The organism is Rhodoferax lacus, assembly GCF_003415675.1.
GTDB classification, from domain to species: Bacteria; Pseudomonadota; Gammaproteobacteria; order Burkholderiales; family Burkholderiaceae_C; genus Allorhodoferax; species Allorhodoferax lacus.
Genome location: NZ_QFZK01000005.1, coordinates 255,593 through 274,576, shown reverse-complemented (window position 1 = coordinate 274,576; position 18,984 = coordinate 255,593). Strand labels below are relative to the sequence as shown.

Annotated in this window: 18 protein-coding genes and 1 pseudogene; 10 read left to right on the top strand and 9 right to left on the bottom strand. The window is 62.2% G+C overall.

Annotation, left to right across the window (positions count from 1 at the left end):
* The first annotated feature begins 2 nt into the window (after positions 1-2).
* The 7 genes from puhC (at position 3) to DIC66_RS11190 (ending at position 9,130) form a co-directional block, all read left to right on the top strand.
* Entirely contained in the window at positions 3-470 is a 468-nt protein-coding gene (puhC, locus tag DIC66_RS11220; RefSeq protein ID WP_117177136.1) for a photosynthetic complex assembly protein PuhC, read from the top strand.
* 11 nt (positions 471-481) lie between these two features.
* Positions 482-1,591: a magnesium-protoporphyrin IX monomethyl ester (oxidative) cyclase gene (gene acsF, locus DIC66_RS11215; protein ID WP_233505877.1), complete on the top strand. Its 1,110-nt coding sequence runs from the start codon at positions 482-484 to the stop codon at positions 1,589-1,591.
* Between the two features lie 30 nt (positions 1,592-1,621).
* On the top strand, positions 1,622-2,452 hold the full coding sequence (gene puhE / locus DIC66_RS11210) for a putative photosynthetic complex assembly protein PuhE (protein WP_117177134.1): 831 nt from the start codon (positions 1,622-1,624) through the stop codon (positions 2,450-2,452).
* Complete coding sequence (locus DIC66_RS11205) at positions 2,449-3,987, top strand: phytoene desaturase (RefSeq protein ID WP_117177132.1); 1,539 nt, start codon at positions 2,449-2,451, stop codon at positions 3,985-3,987. Before puhE ends, DIC66_RS11205 begins: the two co-directional genes overlap by 4 nt.
* Positions 3,968-5,026: a phytoene/squalene synthase family protein gene (locus DIC66_RS11200; protein WP_117177130.1), complete on the top strand. Its 1,059-nt coding sequence runs from the start codon at positions 3,968-3,970 to the stop codon at positions 5,024-5,026. Before DIC66_RS11205 ends, DIC66_RS11200 begins: the two co-directional genes overlap by 20 nt.
* A 106-nt stretch (positions 5,027-5,132) precedes the next feature.
* Positions 5,133-5,894 carry a substrate-binding periplasmic protein gene (locus DIC66_RS11195; protein WP_158558892.1) on the top strand — a complete coding sequence of 254 codons (762 nt, stop codon included), beginning with the start codon at positions 5,133-5,135 and terminating at the stop codon, positions 5,892-5,894.
* 80 nt (positions 5,895-5,974) lie between these two features.
* Positions 5,975-9,130, top strand: a complete 3,156-nt coding sequence (locus DIC66_RS11190) for a response regulator (protein ID WP_158558891.1) — start codon at positions 5,975-5,977, stop codon at positions 9,128-9,130.
* A 72-nt stretch (positions 9,131-9,202) separates the two neighbouring features.
* Here the strand turns inward: DIC66_RS11190 and DIC66_RS23755 are convergent.
* The 4 genes and pseudogenes from DIC66_RS23755 to DIC66_RS11170 form a co-directional block, all read right to left on the bottom strand.
* Positions 9,203-9,280 (bottom strand): annotated as a pseudogene (locus DIC66_RS23755) (BrnA antitoxin family protein); the annotation flags it as partial.
* Positions 9,281-9,418: 138 nt separating this feature from the next.
* A complete protein-coding gene (locus DIC66_RS11180) occupies positions 9,419-10,240 on the bottom strand; it encodes a metallophosphoesterase family protein (protein ID WP_338052491.1) in 822 nt (273 codons plus the stop codon).
* Positions 10,240-11,232 carry a diacylglycerol/lipid kinase family protein gene (locus tag DIC66_RS11175; RefSeq protein ID WP_117177122.1) on the bottom strand — a complete coding sequence of 331 codons (993 nt, stop codon included), beginning with the start codon at positions 11,230-11,232 and terminating at the stop codon, positions 10,240-10,242. Before DIC66_RS11175 ends, DIC66_RS11180 begins: the two co-directional genes overlap by 1 nt.
* Positions 11,232-12,263 (bottom strand): DUF3616 domain-containing protein, encoded by a 1,032-nt coding sequence (locus DIC66_RS11170; protein WP_233505876.1) that lies wholly within the window; start codon positions 12,261-12,263, stop codon positions 11,232-11,234. The genes DIC66_RS11175 and DIC66_RS11170 overlap by 1 nt, the downstream gene beginning before the upstream one ends.
* 308 nt (positions 12,264-12,571) lie before the next feature.
* On the opposite strand from DIC66_RS11170, the gene DIC66_RS11165 reads away from it, so the two are divergent.
* On the top strand, positions 12,572-13,129 hold the full coding sequence (locus DIC66_RS11165; protein ID WP_117177118.1) for an exopolysaccharide biosynthesis protein: 558 nt from the start codon (positions 12,572-12,574) through the stop codon (positions 13,127-13,129).
* A 48-nt stretch (positions 13,130-13,177) separates the two neighbouring features.
* On the opposite strand, the gene DIC66_RS11160 is transcribed toward DIC66_RS11165, so the two are convergent.
* From DIC66_RS11160 to DIC66_RS11150, 3 genes are all read right to left on the bottom strand, one after another.
* A complete protein-coding gene (locus tag DIC66_RS11160) occupies positions 13,178-13,654 on the bottom strand; it encodes a YqhA family protein (protein ID WP_275405221.1) in 477 nt (158 codons plus the stop codon).
* A 97-nt stretch (positions 13,655-13,751) separates the two neighbouring features.
* Complete coding sequence (locus DIC66_RS11155) at positions 13,752-14,234, bottom strand: DUF456 domain-containing protein (RefSeq protein ID WP_117177114.1); 483 nt, start codon at positions 14,232-14,234, stop codon at positions 13,752-13,754.
* Positions 14,235-14,252: 18 nt separating this feature from the next.
* Positions 14,253-15,248, bottom strand: a complete 996-nt coding sequence (locus DIC66_RS11150; protein WP_117177112.1) for a TerC family protein — start codon at positions 15,246-15,248, stop codon at positions 14,253-14,255.
* A 403-nt stretch (positions 15,249-15,651) separates the two neighbouring features.
* On the opposite strand from DIC66_RS11150, the gene DIC66_RS11145 reads away from it, so the two are divergent.
* Positions 15,652-15,945 (top strand): hypothetical protein, encoded by a 294-nt coding sequence (locus tag DIC66_RS11145; RefSeq protein WP_117177110.1) that lies wholly within the window; start codon positions 15,652-15,654, stop codon positions 15,943-15,945.
* Positions 15,946-16,034: 89 nt separating this feature from the next.
* On the opposite strand, the gene DIC66_RS11140 is transcribed toward DIC66_RS11145, so the two are convergent.
* Entirely contained in the window at positions 16,035-16,514 is a 480-nt protein-coding gene (locus DIC66_RS11140) for a VOC family protein (protein ID WP_117177108.1), read from the bottom strand.
* Positions 16,515-16,661: 147 nt separating this feature from the next.
* Between DIC66_RS11140 and DIC66_RS11135 the strand changes: the two genes are divergently transcribed.
* The gene (locus DIC66_RS11135; RefSeq protein ID WP_117177106.1) at positions 16,662-17,927 is read left to right on the top strand and encodes an MFS transporter; all 1,266 of its coding nucleotides are present in this window, start codon (positions 16,662-16,664) and stop codon (positions 17,925-17,927) included.
* 57 nt (positions 17,928-17,984) lie between these two features.
* Here the strand turns inward: DIC66_RS11135 and DIC66_RS11130 are convergent, their stop codons facing one another.
* Positions 17,985-18,974, bottom strand: a complete 990-nt coding sequence (locus DIC66_RS11130) for a hypothetical protein (RefSeq protein WP_233505874.1) — start codon at positions 18,972-18,974, stop codon at positions 17,985-17,987.
* Positions 18,975-18,984 lie beyond the last annotated feature (10 nt).

The window sequence follows — 18,984 nt, the reverse complement described above, 5'->3', positions numbered from 1 at the left end:
CCATGTCCACGCTCAACGCGCCCCGCGCCTTCAACCCCATGCTGCTGCTGGCCGCGGCGGCCCTGTCCTCGCTTCTGCTGGTGGTGTTTGCACGCTGGAATGGCGCACCGGCGCCGCAGTTTGATTCGCCGGTGACCCACAGCCGCGCACTCATGTTTGAAGACACCGCCAGCGGCGCTGTGTCGGTGCGGGATATGAGCAGCGGCGCCCAGGTGGCATTGTTTGAAGGCGAGCAGGGTTTTGTGCGCGGAGTGCTGCGCGCCATGGCACGCGAGCGCAAATTGCAAAGCGCAGACCGCCATGCCCCGCTGCTGCTGCAAAACCATGCCGATGGTAGCTTGAGCCTGTATGACGCCAGCACCGGCGAGCGCATCCACCTGGAGTCGTTCGGCCACACCCAGCGCGAGACCTTTGCCCGCCTGCAGGACAGCACGGCGCAAAGCCATACCCCCACTTCCATAGCCAAGTAAGGAGACACCCCATGAACGCTGCCGCAATGGACTTTGACCATGTTGAACTGCTGATAGGCGCCGTGGAAAACGCCGAAGAGGCCAACGCCAAGGCGGTGCGCAGCACGGTGCTGACACCGCGCTTCTACACCACCGACTTCAAGGCGCTGGACGCGCTGGATGTGAGCAGCATGCGCGCCGAGTGGGACACCATGATGGCCGAGTACGAGGGCGACAACAACCACGACCACTTCCAGCGCGACGCCGCCTTTGCCGACGAAGTGCGTGAACTGATGCCCAAGCTCTCGCCCGAGATGCGCCAGGAGTTTCTGGACTTTTTGATCAGCTCGCTGACCTCGGAATTCTCCGGCTGCATTCTCTACAACGAGATCCGCAAGAACGTCAGCAACCCCGACATCAAGCAGCTCATGACCTATATGGCGCGGGATGAGTCGCGCCATGCGGGCTTTATCAACCAGTCGCTCAAGGACTTCAATCTGGGCATTGACCTCGGGGCCCTCAAGCGCACCAAGGCCTACACCTTCTTCAAGCCCAAGTACATCTACTACGCCACGTATCTGTCGGAGAAGATTGGCTACGCCCGCTACATCACCATCTTCCGCCAGCTCGAGCGCCATCCGGACAAGCGCTTCCACCCCATATTCCGCTGGTTCGAGCGCTGGTGCAATGACGAGTACCGCCACGGCGAATCGTTTGCGCTCTTGATGCGCGCCCACCCCGAGCTGCTGTCGGGCGTCAACAAGCTGTGGATCCGCTTCTTCATTCTGGCCGTGTACGCCACCATGTATGTGCGCGACCATACCCGCCCGCTCTTGCACGAAACCATGGGCTTCAAGTCCACCGAGTACGACTACGAGGTGTTTCGCATCACCTCCGAGATTGCACGCCAGGTCTTCCCCATCGAGGTGGACATTGACCACCCCACCTTCCGCGCCTGCATGACGCACCTGGTGAAGATTGCGGTGGAAGACGCCAAGGCGCGCAAGCAGGGCGGCATTCTGGGCAAGCTCAAACAGGGCTGGTGCGTGACGCGTGCCTTTGTCACCTTTGTGCGCCTGTACCTGCTGCCGGTGAAGCAACAGAAGCTGCCCGATCAGGTGCGGCTGGCACCCACCTGGTAGCCCGGCGCACAACAGACAGGCACACACGCAATGACGGAATTTCTCTCCTCGGTCCCTGGTGCGGTGCTGGTCGCCATCCTGAGCTGGTGGCTGGGCACGGGTGCCATTCTGTGGCTGGTGCGCCTGCCCGCACGCCTGTTCAAGCGCAGCATGGCAGCCCTCACCTTCCTGGCACTACTTAGCACCATCAGCACGGCCTGGAGCATGCGCCACGCCACCATGGCGGCCAGCTACGTGGGCTTTGTGAGTGTGATCGTGATGTGGGGCTGGCACGAGATGGCGTTCTTGTCGGGCTGGATCACCGGCCCGCGCCGCATTGCGCAAGAGAGCAGCGCGCACGGCGTGCGCCGCTTTTATCTGGCGGTGCAAGCCCTGTTGCACCATGAGATTGGCCTGCTGCTCAACATGGGCTTTTTGATGTTGCTGCAGTGGGGCAACGTAAACCACGTGGCGCTGTGCACCTTTGCCTTGCTGTGGTGCATGCGGGTGAGCTCCAAACTGAATCTGTTTTTTGGCGTGCCCCATGTGGGCGACCAGTACCTGCCCGCGCACCTGGCCTACATGGGCAGCTACTTCCGCCGCTCGGCGGTAACCGCGTGCTTTTATCTCACCATCAGCCTCTCGGCCGGCACCTGGGTCTGGCTGGTGCTGGAAGCACAGCGCAACACCGTCACCATCACCACCGGCTGGGTGCTGCTGGCCTCGCTCTTGGGGCTGGCGATTGTCGAACACCTGCTGATGGTGTTTGCCCTGCCGCTGCAGCGCCTGTGGGGCTGGGCCATGCGCCAGCGCGGCGAACTGCCCTCCCCCCTGCCAACTACTTTGCCCACCACGCGGCCCAGTCAACCGGACAGCCTATGAACGCCTTTCGCGCCACCGACGACCGCTTTGCCCACGCTACGCCCGCTGACAAGCGCCCCAAAGCCGTGGTGATTGGCAGCGGCTTTGGCGGGCTGGCTGCGGCCATCCGCCTGAGCTGCAAGGGCTATGCGGTGTCCATCTATGAAAAGCTGGACGCCCCCGGTGGCCGTGCCTATGTGCACCGCCAGGACGGCTTTACCTTTGATGCCGGCCCCACCATCATCACCGCGCCCTTTTTGCTGGAAGAGCTGTGGGCCCTGTGCGGCCAGCGCATGCAGGACGATGTGGACCTGCGGCTGATGACGCCGTTCTATCGCATCCGCTTTGCCGATGGCACCAGCTTTGACTACAGCGGCGATGAAGAGGCCATGAGCGCGCAGATCGCCAAGTTCTCACCCGCGGATGTGCCCGGCTACAAGCGCCTGATGGCTGCGGCCGAGCGCTGCCGCGTGCTGGGCTTTGTGGAGATGGGTGCAGTGGCTTTTGACAAATTCAAAGACCTGTTGGCGGCCCTGCCGTCGTTTATGCGCATGAACGCCTGGCGCAGTCTGCACAGCCTGGTGGCCAAGCATATCAAGCACCCCAAGCTGCGCATGGTGATGAGCTTTCACACGCTCCTCATTGGCGGCAACCCGTTCTCGGTGACCTGCGCCTATGCGCTGATCCACTCGCTGGAAAAAAACTGGGGCGTGCACAGCGCCATGGGCGGCACCGGCTCCATCGTCACCGGCCTTGCCAAGCTGCTGGCCGGGCGCCAAGTGCCCATCCATTACAACGCCGCTGTGACCCGCATCCGCGTGGAAGACGGGCGCGCACGCGGCATTGAGCTGGAGAACGGCGAGTATGTGGAGGCCGACATTGTGGTGAGCAATGCCGACGCCGCCTGGACCTACCGCAAGCTGATTGCCCCAGAGCACCGCCGCCACTGGACCGACCGCAAGATCGACAACGGCCGCTACAGCATGGGCCTGTTTGTCTGGTACTTCGGCACCAACCGCCAATACCCCGATGTGCCCCACCACATGATGCTGCTGGGCGACCGCTACAAAGAGCTGCTGACCGACATCTTCAAGCACAAGAAGCTGGCCGATGACTTCAGCCTGTATCTGTACCGCCCCACCGCCACCGACCCCTCGATGGCGCCCGAGGGCTGCGACAGCTTTTATGTGCTGTCCCCCGTGCCGCACCTGGACGGCGACACCGACTGGCCCACCATGGCCGAGACCTACCGCCAGCGCATTGCGCAGGCCCTGTCGGACTCGGTGCTGCCGGGGCTGCAGGACCATGTGGTCAGCTCCAAAGTGAGTACGCCGCAGGATTTTCAGGACCGGCTCTGGTCCTTCAAGGGCGCGGGCTTTGGCCTGGAGCCGCTCCTGCTGCAAAGCGCCTGGTTTCGCCCCCACAACCGCAGCGAGGATGTGGCGGGTTTGTACATGGTGGGTGCCAGCACCCACCCCGGTGCCGGGGTTCCCGGCGTGTTGATGTCTGCCAAAGCACTAGAGACGGTGGTTCCCCATGCCAACAGCTTCGCCTGAATACGCCGCGCGGGACCTCAAGGCCTGCATCGCCATGATGCAGGGCGGCTCCAAAACATTCTTTGCCGCCAGCCGCCTGCTGCCGCTGCGCGTGCGCGCCGCCTCCATCGCCCTCTATGCCTTCTGCCGCGTGGCCGACGACCTGGTGGACGAAGGCGGCAATGTGGACGCCAATTTGCAGATGCTGCGCCAGCGCCTGGACCTGATTTATGCAGGCACCCCCAGCGATAGCGTGGAAGACCAGGCCCTGGCCATCGTGGTACAGCAGCATCAACTGCCGCGCATGCTGCTGGACGCGCTCCTGGAAGGCTTTGCCTGGGACGCCACCGGACGCCGCTACGACACCCTGGAAGACCTGCACGGTTACTGTGCCCGCGTCGCCGGCACCGTGGGCGCCATGATGTGCTGGATCATGGGCTCGCAATCCGAGCGCACGCTGGCGCGCGCTTGCGAACTCGGCGTGGCCATGCAGCTCACCAACATCGCCCGCGACATCGGGGAAGACGCCCGCAACGGCCGCCTCTACCTGCCGCGCGTCTGGCTGCAGGAGGCTGGCGTAGACGTGCGCAAATGGCTGGCAGACCCTGTGTCCACCGCCGCCATCCAGACCCTCACCGAGCGCCTTTTAGCCGAGGCCGACACCCTGTACGCCCAGGCCCAGGCCGGCATTGCCGAACTACCCCCCGACTGCCGCGCCGCCATCCTGGCCGCCAGCACCATCTACGGCGAGATCGGCCAGCAGTTGCGCCGCGAAGGCCTGGACTCGATCCACCACCGCACGGTGGTCAGCACCCGGCGCAAGCTGGTCCTGCTGGCAACGTCCTGGGCCCAGGCCGGCTGGATCACCACCCGCACCGCACAGCCCGCACCCCTGGCCGCCATCCGCTTCCTGATAGCCGGTTGCCAGGCCGATGTGCTGGAACGCCAAGCCCAAGCCTACTTCCCCAACCGCGCCATGCCGCAGCGGGTGGAATGGGTGTTTGGGCTGCTGGAGCGGCTGGAGAATGCCAAGCGGGAGAGGAAGGTGGTGGGGGTTTGAAGGGGGACTAACGCCGCAATTCATTGATGTCGCGCAAGGGTTCAGTTTGACAATGAATCTCCCGTATGTACACTCATTCGCACCTAAATACTTTGAGGTGTTCGCTATGAGCAAAACACTGGATGCGCGTTTCCCTTTGGTCCGCGCGCTGATCACATGGGGATGGATCGCATGGATGGTTCTGGGCCTGAGCCACTTTGCATCGGCACAGGAGTTGCGGTTGGCAGTCAGCCCCATGTCTCCCTACGTCATTCCAGAAGGGGAGCAAGGCATTGAGCTTGACATCATCCGGGGAGCACTTCCACCCGGTACCAAGATCAAGTTTGTCTACCTGCCGTTTTCACGCATGATTGCCAGCTTCACGGACGGTACGGTAGACGCCATGTCGCCGGTGACAGAAAGTGCGGCACTCCCTGGTGCCTTTTTTTCGACCGTGCACGTCACCTACCAAAACGTCGCCATTTCGCTCAAATCGCGTGGGCTCAAGATTGGCTCGATAGCCGACCTGGGCAAGCTTCGCATCGTGGCATTTCAAAAGGCCAATCTGTATTTGGGAAAAGACTTTGCTGCCATGGCCCGGGCCAACTCCAAGTACGACGAGTTGTCTTCACTGGAGAACATGATCAAGATGATGTACTCAGGGCGGGTGGATGTGATTGTGCTGGATATCGCGATTTACAAGGACCTCAAGTCCAAGATCAAAGATGTAGACGTAAGCCAGCAGGAAGCATTCGCTGAATTGTTTCCCATCAACGAATACAAGGTGGCATTCAAGTCCAGGGAGACCGCCGCTGCGTTCAATGACGGGCTTGCCAAGCTGAAAAGCTCTGGCAAATATGCAGCCATCCTGCACCATTACATACCCTAGCGGTATAGGCCCAGGAGCGCGCTGAGACAAACGCCAACCTCATGTTTTCCAGGCATTGGCGGTCGGTACAGACCCGCTTTATGGTGCTCGTGGTCGTGGCGGCCACCTGTGTATTCGGCGGCTTTGCTTACCTCAACTACCGCAACGACAAAATTGCACGCATGGATGCGGTGCACTCCCAGATTGAAAAACTCGGTCGACGCCTTCCGCTCAGTCTGGTCAATGCCATATGGGAAGTGCATTACTCCGCCGTTCCACAAATCGTTGCCCTCGAACTCGAAGAGCCCTTTCTGCTTGGCATCACGGTGGAAGCAAGCGGGGCGTTCATACACGGCGTGCGCAGTGACCACACAGCCATCGCGTCGCCCGCAGTTGCCCCGCAGGCGGATGAGGTCCGCACATTTGATGTGGTGTACATCGATGAAACGACCCACCAGAAGATAGGCGCTGTCACGCTGTATCTGAGTTACAAGCAGGTGCAGCAGAGCCTGCAGCAGGACTTGCTGATCACCTTGCTTCAGTTTGCCGCACTCAATCTGGCGACTGTTTTGGTCATGGTATGGGCCCTTCGGCGGGTCGTGATCAAGCCCATCAAGGAACTGGGCGTGGCGCTGTCCGACGTCGCATCCGGGGAGGCCAATCTGTCCACCCGACTGACCCATAGCCACACCACCGAATTCGCTGATCTCACGGGCAGTTTCAACAACTTTGTTGAAAAACTGCAGGGGGTCATGGGCGGCACGATTGACAGCGTGCAACAGGCCATTGCCAGGGTGGCCCGCGGGGACCTGAGCGCCGACTTGCAACAATCCAATTTCAGCGAGCACAGCGTCATGGGTCGTCTGGCCGTGATGCAGGCCAACTTGCTCACCCACCAGTCCGAGGCCGCCAAGAGTGCCGGCGAACTGGCTCTTGCTCTGGAAGCCGCCGAAGCTGCCACCCGGGCCAAGGGTGACTTTCTGGCCAATATGAGCCACGAGATCCGCACGCCCATGAATGCCATCATCGGCATCAGTCGTCTGACCTTGAAGACCGACCTGAGTGACAAGCAACGCGACTACCTGCAGAAGATCAGCCAGTCGGCGCGGCATTTGCTGGGCATCATCAACGACATCCTGGACTTCTCCAAGATCGAGGCCGGCAAGCTCGACGTCGAGCATGTGGCGTTTGACCTGCAACAGGTGCTGGACACCGTGGCCAATATGGCCTCTGACCGGGTGCGCGAGCGCAATCTGGAACTGGTCTTCGACCTGGGCCGGGACATTCCGCAAAACCTGCTGGGTGATCCGCTGCGCCTGGGCCAGATACTGATCAACTACACCAACAACGCCATCAAATTTACCGAGGCAGGAACCGTGTGTTTGCGGGTGCGCAAGCTGTCTGCCACGGATGGGTTTGTAGAGCTGCGCTTTGAAGTCATTGACACCGGCATTGGCCTGTCCGAAGAGCAGATGGCCAAGCTGTTCCAGAGCTTCAGCCAGGCCGACACGTCCACCAGCCGCAAGTTTGGCGGCACGGGGCTGGGCCTTGCCATTGCAAAAAGTCTTGCGGCCTTGATGGGTGGTGACGTGGGCGTGAACAGCGTGCTGGGCCAGGGGGCATGCTTCTGGTTCACCGCCAAGTTGGGCCTGGGCGGCCAGATGGTGCCGGTGCCGCATTTGTACGGGGCGTTGCAGGGCCTGTCTGCCTTGGTGGTGGACGATAACCTGCAGGCCCGCATGGTGCTGATGGACATGCTGGTTGACCAAGGTCTTGTGGTTGAAGAGGCGCCAGACGCACGGACGGCACTGCAAGCCATTCACAGCCGCGCGCAGTCTGCAAAGCCCTTCCAGCTGATTTTGTGGGACTGGCAGATGCCCGGTATGGACGGACTGGAAGGCGCACGCCGCGTGCGCGAGATGCAACTTGCACCTTGCCCCAAACAGGTATTGGTGACGGCCTTCGGGCGCGAGGAAGTAATGAGCCAGGCGGAGCAAGTCGGCATGGATGAGGTGCTGGTGAAACCGGTATCGCCTGCGCTGCTGCTGGACAGCCTGATGCATGCGCTGGGCGGACAGGCCCGTGGAATGGTTTCAGGCCGTGGCCTGTCGGACACGCCGGGGCAAAGCCTGCTGGAACAAGAAGTTCGCAAGCTGCAAGGCCTGCGCATCCTGCTGGTGGATGACAACGATCTGAACCAGCAGGTGGGCGCCGAGCTACTGCAGGACGTGGGCTTTGTGGTCGACCTGGCCGACGATGGCCAGCAGGCCTTGGACCGGGTGCAGGCCACGGCCTACGACCTGGTGTTGATGGATATGCAAATGCCGGTCATGGACGGCCTGGAAGCGACGCGCCACATCCGTGCCTTGCCAGGCTTTGGCACCCTGCCCATTGTGGCCATGACGGCCAATGCCATGCAACGCGACCGCGACCGCTGTGTCGAGGTGGGCATGAACGGCTACGTCGCCAAGCCCATCGAGCCCGATGCGCTGTGGCGTGTCTTGCTGACCTGCATCGGGGGCACGCTCTCGGCGACCAGAGCCACGCCAGTGGTGCCCGTCAAAGCGACAGCAAAGCACAGCGTACAGCAGCCCTTTGCGTCGGCACTTGCAGGCATCCCGGGGCTGGATGTGGCACAGGCCTTGAATCGGGTGGCGGGCAATCAAGCGCTCTACTTCAAGCTGCTGTCCACATTTGTAGGTCGACTGGCGAACAGCCTGGCCGATTTGGACCAAGCTATTGCCCTGCAGGATTGGCCTGTGGCTGAACGCCTGGCACACACCCTCAAGGGATCGAGCGCCAATCTGGGAGCCAATGGACTGGCTGTGCTGGCCGGGGAAGTGGAGAGGTCGGCAAGCAAGGGCCAGGCAGCTGATACGCAGGCCATGCAAATAGAGGCCGAGGCGCTGGCCAACGCGGTACGGCCACACTTGCATGTGGGTGATTCCGTGGCCACAGCGCCGCCAGACTCCCAGCCTCCCAGCGCGGCAACATCCGATGCGCTGCAGCAACTGCGAAGGTTACTGGGTGACAGCGACCCGACGGCCGTCGATTGGACGCTGCAGCACCAGGACGTTTTGCGTTCGGCTCTCGGGCCAAACTTTCCGGCCCTGAACGAGGCCGTGCAGGAATTCGCGTTTGATGAGGCGATCTCCCTCTTGCCAACTTCGCAATATTCTTCCAGCACAGCTACAACATCAGAGATGCGCACCTCGCCGCCAGCAGATTCCTTGAGCACAGGAAGCGTCAAGGATTGAAAGTCCGGGATCCCCATTGCGCTGTGTCCACCCTGGTTGTTAGTTTTCTTTTGCACTCTATGGGAACCGGCCTTACACCGGCGAGTGGCTTTGCGGCCAATCGCGCAAGGCATCGTTCATGCGCGTCTGCCAGCTTGGGCCGGAATTCCTCGCTGCTCAACGGACGGTCATCCTCGTTGACGCCATCCCACACATAGCCACCGTCCTTTGGCAAAGCACGCACAGCGGCTCGGACTTTGGCGCGGGAGAGTTCATTGGTCTTGGAGCCAGGCATCGCATACCTCACATCTAGCGCTCAGGCTGCACCACCGTAACCTCTGCGCGCACAAACGCCTGCAGACGCTCCGAAAAATCCCAGCGCTCAATCAGGCAGCGTCCTGCAGGCGGAGGCTCATTACCGATAGCAAGCTCCGGCGTACCCGCCGCGTCCGCCCAGCGCAACAGGTTGACCGAATTGGGCACCCCCGGGCGTGTGCGGGTGGACACGGCCGTGCCGGCCTGCACCACACACAGCCGCCGCCCCAAGCCCTGCAGTGGCAGCGTGAAAGGCAGGTGGATGTGGCCGCCCATCACGATGTCAGCCCCGGCCTGTGCCCAGGCCCGCGTGGCCTCTGCGTGGCCGCGCAACAGGTTGCTGGCTTCACCGCCTGCGGGCACGGCCAGCGGCTGGTGCACCACCACCACGCGCAGTTGCTCCGGCGTGGCGGCACTCAGCACAGTGGCCACCCGCGCAATCTGGGCAGCCGATACCTCGCCATGAACGTGGCGCCACGCGCGGGTTGTGTTGACGCCCACAATCAGCCAGTCGGGCGAGGACACAACAGGCTCCAGATCGGCCCCAAAAACTTGTGCGTAACGCGCATAGGGGCGGGTCAACCGGGCCCATACATCCAACAGCGCAATGTCGTGGTTGCCGGGGATGGCCAGCACCGGCGCACCGAGCCGGTCCACAAAGGCCTTTGCCGCACGGAACTGCGCAGGCCGCGCGCGCTGGGTGATGTCGCCCGACAGCACCACCACGTCGGGCCGCTGCTGCGCAGCCAAGGCCACCAGGGCTTCCACCACCCGTGGCTGCTCGGTGCCAAAGTGGGTGTCGGAGAGGTGCAGCATCACTCCCATGCCGCACCCCCCGGGCCGTTGGCCGTACCGATGTTGGGCAGGGCCTGAAGCAGGTACAGGGGCTTGGCCAGCACCCGGATGGCTATGGGCGCGCGCATGCGTGCCACCTCGCCGTCAAACGCCACCACCACGTCCCGGCGCCCGCGCGCCATGCGGGGGCGGACCACCATGTGGTGGAACTCAAAGCTCTCCACCCCGGCGGCCTCGCCCAGCCGGCCCAGGGCGCCGTGCAGTAGGAGCCTGAGCATGGCCAGCGTGCCAATGGGCCGCAGCATCAGGGCCGCCATGCTGCCGTGGCCGGGCGTGCCGGCCAGCGTGTCGGCGGGCTCGGCGCCCAGCTGCGCCAGTTGGAGCCGGTTGTTGCCGACAAAAAGCGTCAGGGTTTGCACGTCGCGGGCCGTGCCACCGGTTTCAATGTGCAGACGCAGCCGGCGCTGCGCGCGTAGCAAGGTCGCCACGCCCGCCAGCAGGGCCACCCAGCGGCTGCGGCCAAAGCGGGCCTTGTAGGCCTCGCGGTCTTGCAGCAGCTCGGGGTACACGCCCAGGCTGGCGTTGACCAGAAACAGCCGCTCGTTGATGGCCGCCACCTGCACCGCGCCGGGTTGCGCGTGCATCAGCATCTGCACCGCAGCCCCCGGGTCGGTGGGAATGCCGTGCGTGCGGGCAAAGTAGTTGAAGGTGCCGTAGGGAATCACGCCCATGGCACAACCCGCCGTGTGGGCGGCTTGCGCCACGGTGCTCAGGCTGCCGTCGCCACCCACTGCCACCACGGCGGAGCCGCTGGCCACGGCAGCCGTTGCCGCCTCAAAGGCCACACGCTGCAGGTCTGCCGGGCTGCACACCCGCAGCTCGCCCTGGCGACCATGCTGCGCCAGGGCGGTTTGAATCACCCGGCACTTGGCATGCATGTCGTGTGCGCCCGCAGACGCGTTGATAACAAACAGCAGCGGCGCCGTGGGGTCGAAACGCGGGCCACCCGCCATCAGTCGTGCCGCAGCAGGTCGCCAAAAACTGTGTGCTCGCCATCGCGGCGCTCGGGGCCCGGTGCGTCATAGAGCACCAGCCAGCGGCGCTTGCCACCGGCTACGGCGGGTGGCAGGTCGCAGAAGGCCTCGGCACGGTTCACGCCACGTCCGTGGGGCAAGGCAATGGATTCGGTCAGCGCTGCCTCAAACCGCGCAACCTCCTGGTTGTCTCTCAGCACAGTGCGGGCTTGGGGCCACTTGAAAACACGGATGTCGCCATTGAGCACCATGGTGGGCCCAGCCAGAATGTACAGATCATCGCCAGAAAAATGCAGGTCACGGATGCCCAGACCATCAAGCTGCAAAAAGTGCTTGCGCACCAGCGTGCCTTTGGCGTCCAGGGGCACCAGGCGCAGGTACTCGCCCTGGGCCTCGACCTCGATTTCCAGCAGTGCCGACCAGCCGCGCAGCACCGGGCCCCGCAGGCCCAGCAGCAAGCGGCGGCCATCCACCGCCAGCCCCTCAATGTCAAAGCCGTTGTCCTTGCCCGGTATCGCCATGAAGGGGCCAAAGTGCGGATCGTCGGCCAGCGCGCGGGTCAGTTGGTTGGTCTGTGCATCGCCCTTGAGGCGCAGGGCCTTTCTGCCGTCCCGGGCCTGCCTTACCAGGCAGGGCTGGCCATCGGCATCGGGCTCAATGGGAAGGCAGGCCAGCAGGCGGCGGTTGCCGTCCAGGGCCAGCTTGGCCAGCCGCTTGGCATTGGCCGCATGGCTGCGCTCGGGCTGGGCGTTTTTGCGTTTAAGGCCGTGCGAGCCCACCACCCACATGAAGCCATCGGCAACGGCCATGCCTTCCAGATCGGCCTCTTCTTCCCGCGTGCCGGGCAAGTCCAGCAGGTCGGCCAGCGGAAAATCACGCACCTCGCCATAGCGCAGGGTCTCGCTGCCCACTGCCTCCAGGCGGCGCAGCCGGTCCAGGCCGCAGGCTTCGTCGCCCGCCACCCACAGCCAGTCGTCGGTGAAGGCGGCGCCCGACAAATTGGTTTGCACAAGGCATCCGGGGGAGAACTCTAGGCGAACGGCGTTGGCTTGGCGGGTGTTGGGCATGGGTCGTATGTTTGGCAGGGTGAGAGGTTTGCAGTGTGCGTCAAAGACAGGGTCGGAAGGTCAGCTTTTCCCGATGTTCAGGATCTGAAAAAGCTTCTTTTTTTAGGACCGTCAAACTGTTCCAATCCAGACCATTTGCATCCGGACAAACAGCAGTGACACATCCCAGGTTTCCCCCTCCCCCAACTGCAAGCCTGAAAGACAGGCGCAGCTCCACGGTAAACCGTATTGCGTCGGCCCACCTCGCATCCATGGGCGATACGGTGGCCGACACCGTGGGCCAGGGTGCACGGCGGCAGCTGGTCTGGCTGGGCCTGCTGGCCATGCCGCTGCTGTTCCCCGTGGCGCTGCCGGGCATGGCTTCAGCGGTGGGCGGCTTGGGCATGGTGGTGGCGATCGGGCTGTTCCGGGGTCGGGCGGTGCCCTTGCCCCGGTGGCTTGGCAAACGGGTGCTGGGTGAGCGCGTCAAAGCGCTGCTGGCCCGCATGATCCACCGGGCGCTGGCCCTCTTTGCGCGTGTGGGCCGGCCCCGCCTGCTGGCCTTGAGCAACAGACCCGCACGCACGCTCAACGCACTGATGCTGGGCCTGGCAGGCCTGTCCATGGCGGTGCCCGTACCGGTGATTACGTTTGACAATGTGTTGCCCGCCCTGGCCATTGTGCTGATTGCGTGGGGCCTGCGTCTGCGGGATGGCCTGATGCTGCTGGCCGGCTACTGCGTCACCCTTGCCGCGGCGGCCTCGGTGGTGCTGTTGTGGTGGGGTGGCTCCGTGCTGGCCACCCGGTTGCTGGCCTGGGTCAGCGGCTGAATCTGGCGCCCCGGCGCGGGCCACCAGGGGTCTGCGCCAGGGCACCATTCACTTGTGATCCCGGGTCATCCGTTCAGCAAACGAAATGCCAACCGCTGACAGCACGAACATGAAGTGAATGACTGCCACCATGGTGACGATCTGGATGTTGTCCAGCGTCAGGTCGCCACTCAGGTATGTCTTCAGGGCATGCACACCCGAAATGGAGATGATGGCAAAGGCCAGCTTCAGCTTCAGGTTGTAGGTGTTGACGTGGTCCAGCCAGTCCGGCTTTTTGATGTCCTCTTTGTCAAAGTGCCCGGTGGTCACAAACAGCGACACGCCGGCCAGCGCCACCACCCAAACCAGTTGCGCCACCATCGTCATGTCCACCAGTTCCAGCACCTTGATGATCAGGTCGATCTTTTCCAGATGGCCAAACAGCAAGGTGTTCATCAGCTTGTAGGTTTCCAGCAGGAACTTGCCCAGGATGCCGAAGATGATGCCCACCAGGCCGATGTAAAAGAACAGCATGGTGAAGCGCATGCCATAGAGCAGGGAACCAACCCTTGAGAGAACCTTTTCCACTATGCAGACCCCTTTGTACAAAAACGGTAATTCAATAAATGCCAACGCGGTGGCGTCAAACCCAAAGCGCTACCAGGAAGATGCCAACCATCACAAACGACAGCACCACCTTGGCAAGCATGCCGACCATCAGACCCAGCCAGGTGGCCAAGCCTACCTTGGCCGCCCGGTGCTGGCTTTTTTGTGCCCAGTACTCGCCCACGGTCGCACCTACCAGAGGCATAAAGAGCACCCCCACCAGGCCCATGAAGAGCCCGACCACTGTGCCAATGGCTGCGCCGATGAGGGCCTGCTTGCTCGCACCTGCGCGCTTGGCCCCCAGCAAGCCCGCCACAAAATCGAGCGCCCAGGCAAACAAGGCCAGCACACTGATGAACACCACGGTGCCAACACTCACCCGCGTGAAGTCGTCGATCCACGCGCCCAACAGCACACCACCCCACACCAGCAGCGTGCCGGGCAAGACGGGCAGCACCGTGCCTGCCAAGCCGATCAGGATGAGTGCTGCACTGGCGGTCCACAAGAAATAAATGTCCACAGCGGTCTTTCTAAAAAATCAGGTCGTTGTAGAAGTGGGCGCGGGCTGGCCGCGTGTCTTCCACAAGGACACCACCACACCACCGGCAATCAGGCCAAAGGTCACGCCAAGCGAGATCAGAGGATCAATCTTCCCGATGAAGCCGACCAGGAAAATCTTGCTACCGATAAACACCAGCACCAGGGCCAGCGCGTACTTCAGGTATTTGAAGCGGTGGATCATGGCCGCCAGCGCAAAGTACAGGGCACGCAGGCCCAGGATGGCGAAGATGTTGCTCGTGTAGACGATGAACGGGTCGGTGGTGATGGCGAAGATGGCAGGCACCGAGTCCACCGCAAACACCAGGTCCACAAACTCCACCAGCACCAGCGCCAGAAACAGCGGGGTGGCAAAGCGCACCACTTTGCCGGTGGCCGGATCGGGCTCATTCACCCAGAAGGCGTTGCCCCGCAGGCCTTCGGTCACCCGCATGTGGCGCTTGAGGAACTTGAGCAAGGGGTTGTTGGCGATATCGGGAACGTGGTCCGCAATGATCCACATCTTGATGCCCGTAAAAATCAGGAAGACACCAAACAGGTACAGCACCCAGCTGAACTGGCTGACCAGCGTGGCGCCCAGACCAATCATGATGGCGCGCAACACGATCACCCCCAGGATGCCCCAGAACAGCACGCGGTGCTGGTACTGCCGCGGAATCGCAAAGAAGCTGAAGATCAGCGCGATGACAAACACGTTGTCCATGGACAGCGACTTCTCGATCATGAAGCCGGTGTAGTAGTCCATACCGCTTTGCGCACCGAGCTGCCACCAGATCCAGGCACCAAAGGCCAGCGCGGCGCTGATGTAGCCCGCAGACAGCAGCAGGCTTTCGCGCACGCCGATCTCGTGGTCGTCCTTGTGCAGCACGCCCAGGTCAAAGGCCAGCAGCGCGACCACGATGGTTACAAAAGTCAGCCAGATCCATGCGGGCTTGCCCAGGAAGTCTGCCGACAAGAAAGGAATCAGAATGTCCATAAAACCACCTCCAGTTGCGAGGAACAAGAATCATGTGTCTTGTATGCACGGGTCGTGCAGCACGCGTGGAGGGATATTCGCTGCTTTTTTACTTCCAAAAAATCAGCATTAAATTGAATGTTTATTCGTATTAGACGAAGTATTCGGCAAGCCATCCTGGTGCAACCTTGCCGTGTGCAAGACACCCATCCGAATGCGGTTGGAGAACTTTTTTGGGTTGGCGGCATCGTTCTGACACACCACTGAGACAGCTGACCTTGCCAGGGTGCGCCGCCGCACAGAACTTGGGGGCGTATCTCACTACGCTTGAAGGCAGGCAGCAAAGAACATTCCAAAGTCATCCTTTGATGACCCATGGCTTGGTTTTGCAGTGCCACTTTTCTTCACCCACAAAGGATTCCCAATGAAATACACACTCCCCCTCCTCGCCGTCGTTGCCGCTCTCAGTCTGGCTGCTTGTGATCGCCCCACCGTGATTGCCGTGCCCGCAGCACCTGTGGCCGTACCCGGCCCCGCAGGCCCGGCTGGCGCCACCGGTGCGACTGGCAACACAGGCAGTACTGGAAACACTGGCAGCGCAGGCGGCACCGGTGCCACCGGTGATACGGGCGCCACCGGCAACACCGGCAGCACGGGCAAGGCAGGCGATGGCACCACCATCATCGTGATGCCCCAGGCTTCAGCGCCTTCCAACTGATTTTTTCAGTCAAGCTCCAAGGAAAATCTCCCGCAAGCGTCCACGCTCGAGGGAGACCTTGGAACGCAGTTGAGGACCTTCCAGCCTCGTCAGCCGCGCCGCGCTGCTTCAATGGCAGCGATATCAATCTTGCCCATTTCCATCATGGCCTCAAAGACGCGTTTGGCTGCTGCAGGGTCGGGATCGGCAATGCCGGCAATCAAGGCGCGTGGGGTGATCTGCCATGACAGGCCCCATTTATCCTGGCACCAGCCGCACACGTTGGCCTGGCCGCCGTTGTCAATAATGGCGCGCCACAAACGGTCGGTTTCCTCCTGGTTGTCGGTGGCAATCTGGAATGAGAAGGCCTGGTTGTGCAGCACGCCCGGCCCGCCGTTCAAGCCCAGGCACGGGATACCCGCCACGGTGAACTCCACCGTCAGCACATCGCCCGCTTTGCCTGCGGGGTAGTCGGCAGGTGCACGGTAGACCGTGCCTATTGCGCTGTCAGGGAATGTCCGCGCGTAGAACGTAGCCGCCTCCAGAGCGCTGCCGTTGAACCAGAGACAAATGGTGTTCTTGTTGACCATGGTGGGTGCCCTCACGTTGGATGAATGACCAGACAGATTCTGAACCAAACCGGCTGGCCAAGCAGCAAAGTCGCGCGTATTGGTCGGTCTCTTGGCAATAGGCATTAACATCGCGCCCTCAAGAACCATTGCAACGGCCCTCCTGCTATGAACAACCTGGGCCCCAGCGGCACCGCCACACCCCCACAACTGACAAACCTGCAGATCGGCTTGGTGATTGCCGCGCTGGCCTGTGGCGGCTTTGGCATTGGCACCGGCGAATTCGCCATCATGGGTTTGCTGCCCGGTGTGGCCAGCACCTTCTCGGTGACAACGCCCCAGGCGGGCTATGTGATCAGCGCCTATGCACTGGGTGTGGTGGTGGGTGCGCCGCTGATTGCCGTGGCGGGCGCGAAGGCATCACGCCGAAGCCTGCTGCTGATCTTGATGCTGGTCTTTGCCATCGGCAATCTGGCCAGTGCCGTGGCGCCCAGCTTTCTGAGCTTCATCGTGTTGCGGTTTTTCTCTGGCCTGCCGCACGGCGCCTACTTCGGCGTGTCGGCACTGGTGGCGGCCTCCCTGGTGCCAGTGTCCAGGCGCACCAGGGCGGTGGGCTATGTGATGCTGGGGCTGACCGTGGCCACACTGGCAGGCACACCGGTCATGGCCTATTTTGGGCAGACCCTGAGTTGGCGCGCGATGTTCCTGGCCGTGGGGCTGATGGGCGCGCTGACGGCCGCGCTGATCTGGAAATACCTGCCACGCGACAAGCCTGCAGAAGGTGCGAGTGTGATGCGCGAGCTGGTGGCCTTTACCCACCCGCAGGTGCTCTTGACCCTGACCCTGGCTGCCACCGGCTTTGGCGGCATGTTCTCGATTTTTTCGTACATCGCCAGCACCAGCACCGAAGTGGCGCACATGCCGGTGGCCCTGATTCCGCTCATCATGTTCCTGTTTGGCGTGGGCATGAATGTGGGCAATATCGTGGGCTCCAAACTTGCCGACCACTCGCTGATGGGCACCATAGGCGGCATGCTGGTGTTCAACATCGTGGTGATGACGCTGTTCAGTCTGACTGCGGCCAACCCGGTGCTGCTGTGCATTTTTGTGTTCCTGATCGGTTGCACGTTTGCCGCAGGCCCCGCCATACAGACGCGCCTCATGGACGTGGCGGCAGACGGCCAGACGCTGGCCGCGGCCTCCATGCATTCGGCCTTCAATGTGGCCAATGGGCTGGGCGCCTGGCTGGGCGGCCTGGTCATTGCAAATGGGTTTGGCTATGCCGCCACCGGCTATGTGGGTGCGGCACTGTCAATGCTTGGCTTGGTGGTGTTCGCCGCGTCCGTGTGGCTGGAGCGGCGCAGCGTCAGCCCCGGGTCTGCAAAAACGCGCGCAGTGTTTGCACAGTCGGGTCCGGCAATTCTTCAGGAATAAGGTGCCCGGCCCCCTGCTGGGCGCGGCTTCCACGGTCAGGGGCAATCAGACGTCCGGCTAATGGGCAGCCCGGTTGTCTTTGTAGGCCTTCTGGATATGTTGAATGGCCGATTGGAAGCGCCAGGCAAATTGGTTGGCATAGGCCAGACGGTCAGTGCCACCACTGCTGGCGGCGCGGTACAGCAGGTGACCTTTTGCAAGGTCTGGCTGGTCTACTGCCATGGTGTTGTGGTGCGGCAGCGAGCCGCGCTGCCAGAAATCGGACCGGTTGCGCAGCTCGGCAGGAATCGTTGTCGGCGCCTCCAGAATTGATTGCGAATCCCCCGGCTGGGCGTACCGTCCTGACACCAGCTGGCCAGCCCAGAGGCCCGGAATGCTGTTGCGGTCGCCATGGAAAACATGGGTGTTGGGTGGAAGTCTGCCAGACCGCGACAGATCGAATGATGAGCCCGCAGCGTAGGACGGCACCTCCATGCCCAAGCCCTGGGGCTTGGCAGGGTCATACAGTGCGAAGGCGTTGCCGCTCAACGCGGCAAAGTGTCCGTAGGAACTGTGCGCATAAAAGTCGGCAATGCCGTGGGCGGCCAGGGCAAAGCTGTCAAAGTCCAGGTTGTTCTTGCGGAATGCCAACAGGCGCTCCGCAACCCTTTGCCAGCCTTCTGCGATGAACCCATTGTCGAAATGGTCACGCGGGTCGTAGCCCTTGATCACAAAATTGTCCACGTCTTCAACCACCGGAATCACACCCCGGCTCCATCCAAACGCAAAGTGCCGGTTCAAGGAATGGACCATCTCCTGCGGTGCCAGGCCCGTGAGCGCCGTGTTGATGATGTTTTGGTGCACAAAGCCTGCAAACTTCGGATTGATGCGTTGCCAGGATTTGTAAACCAACTGCTGCAGGGTGCTGCCCTCATCCGAAGAATGCATGGCCCAGACATGGTCTCCATTGAAGACAAACCGTGGGCGGTATTCGACCGAAGCCACCTGCCCGTCAGGGGTGCCATGCTCGGCAGAGGGCCGGGCTTCTCCGGCTTCAGCCATTGCCACATGCAACGGC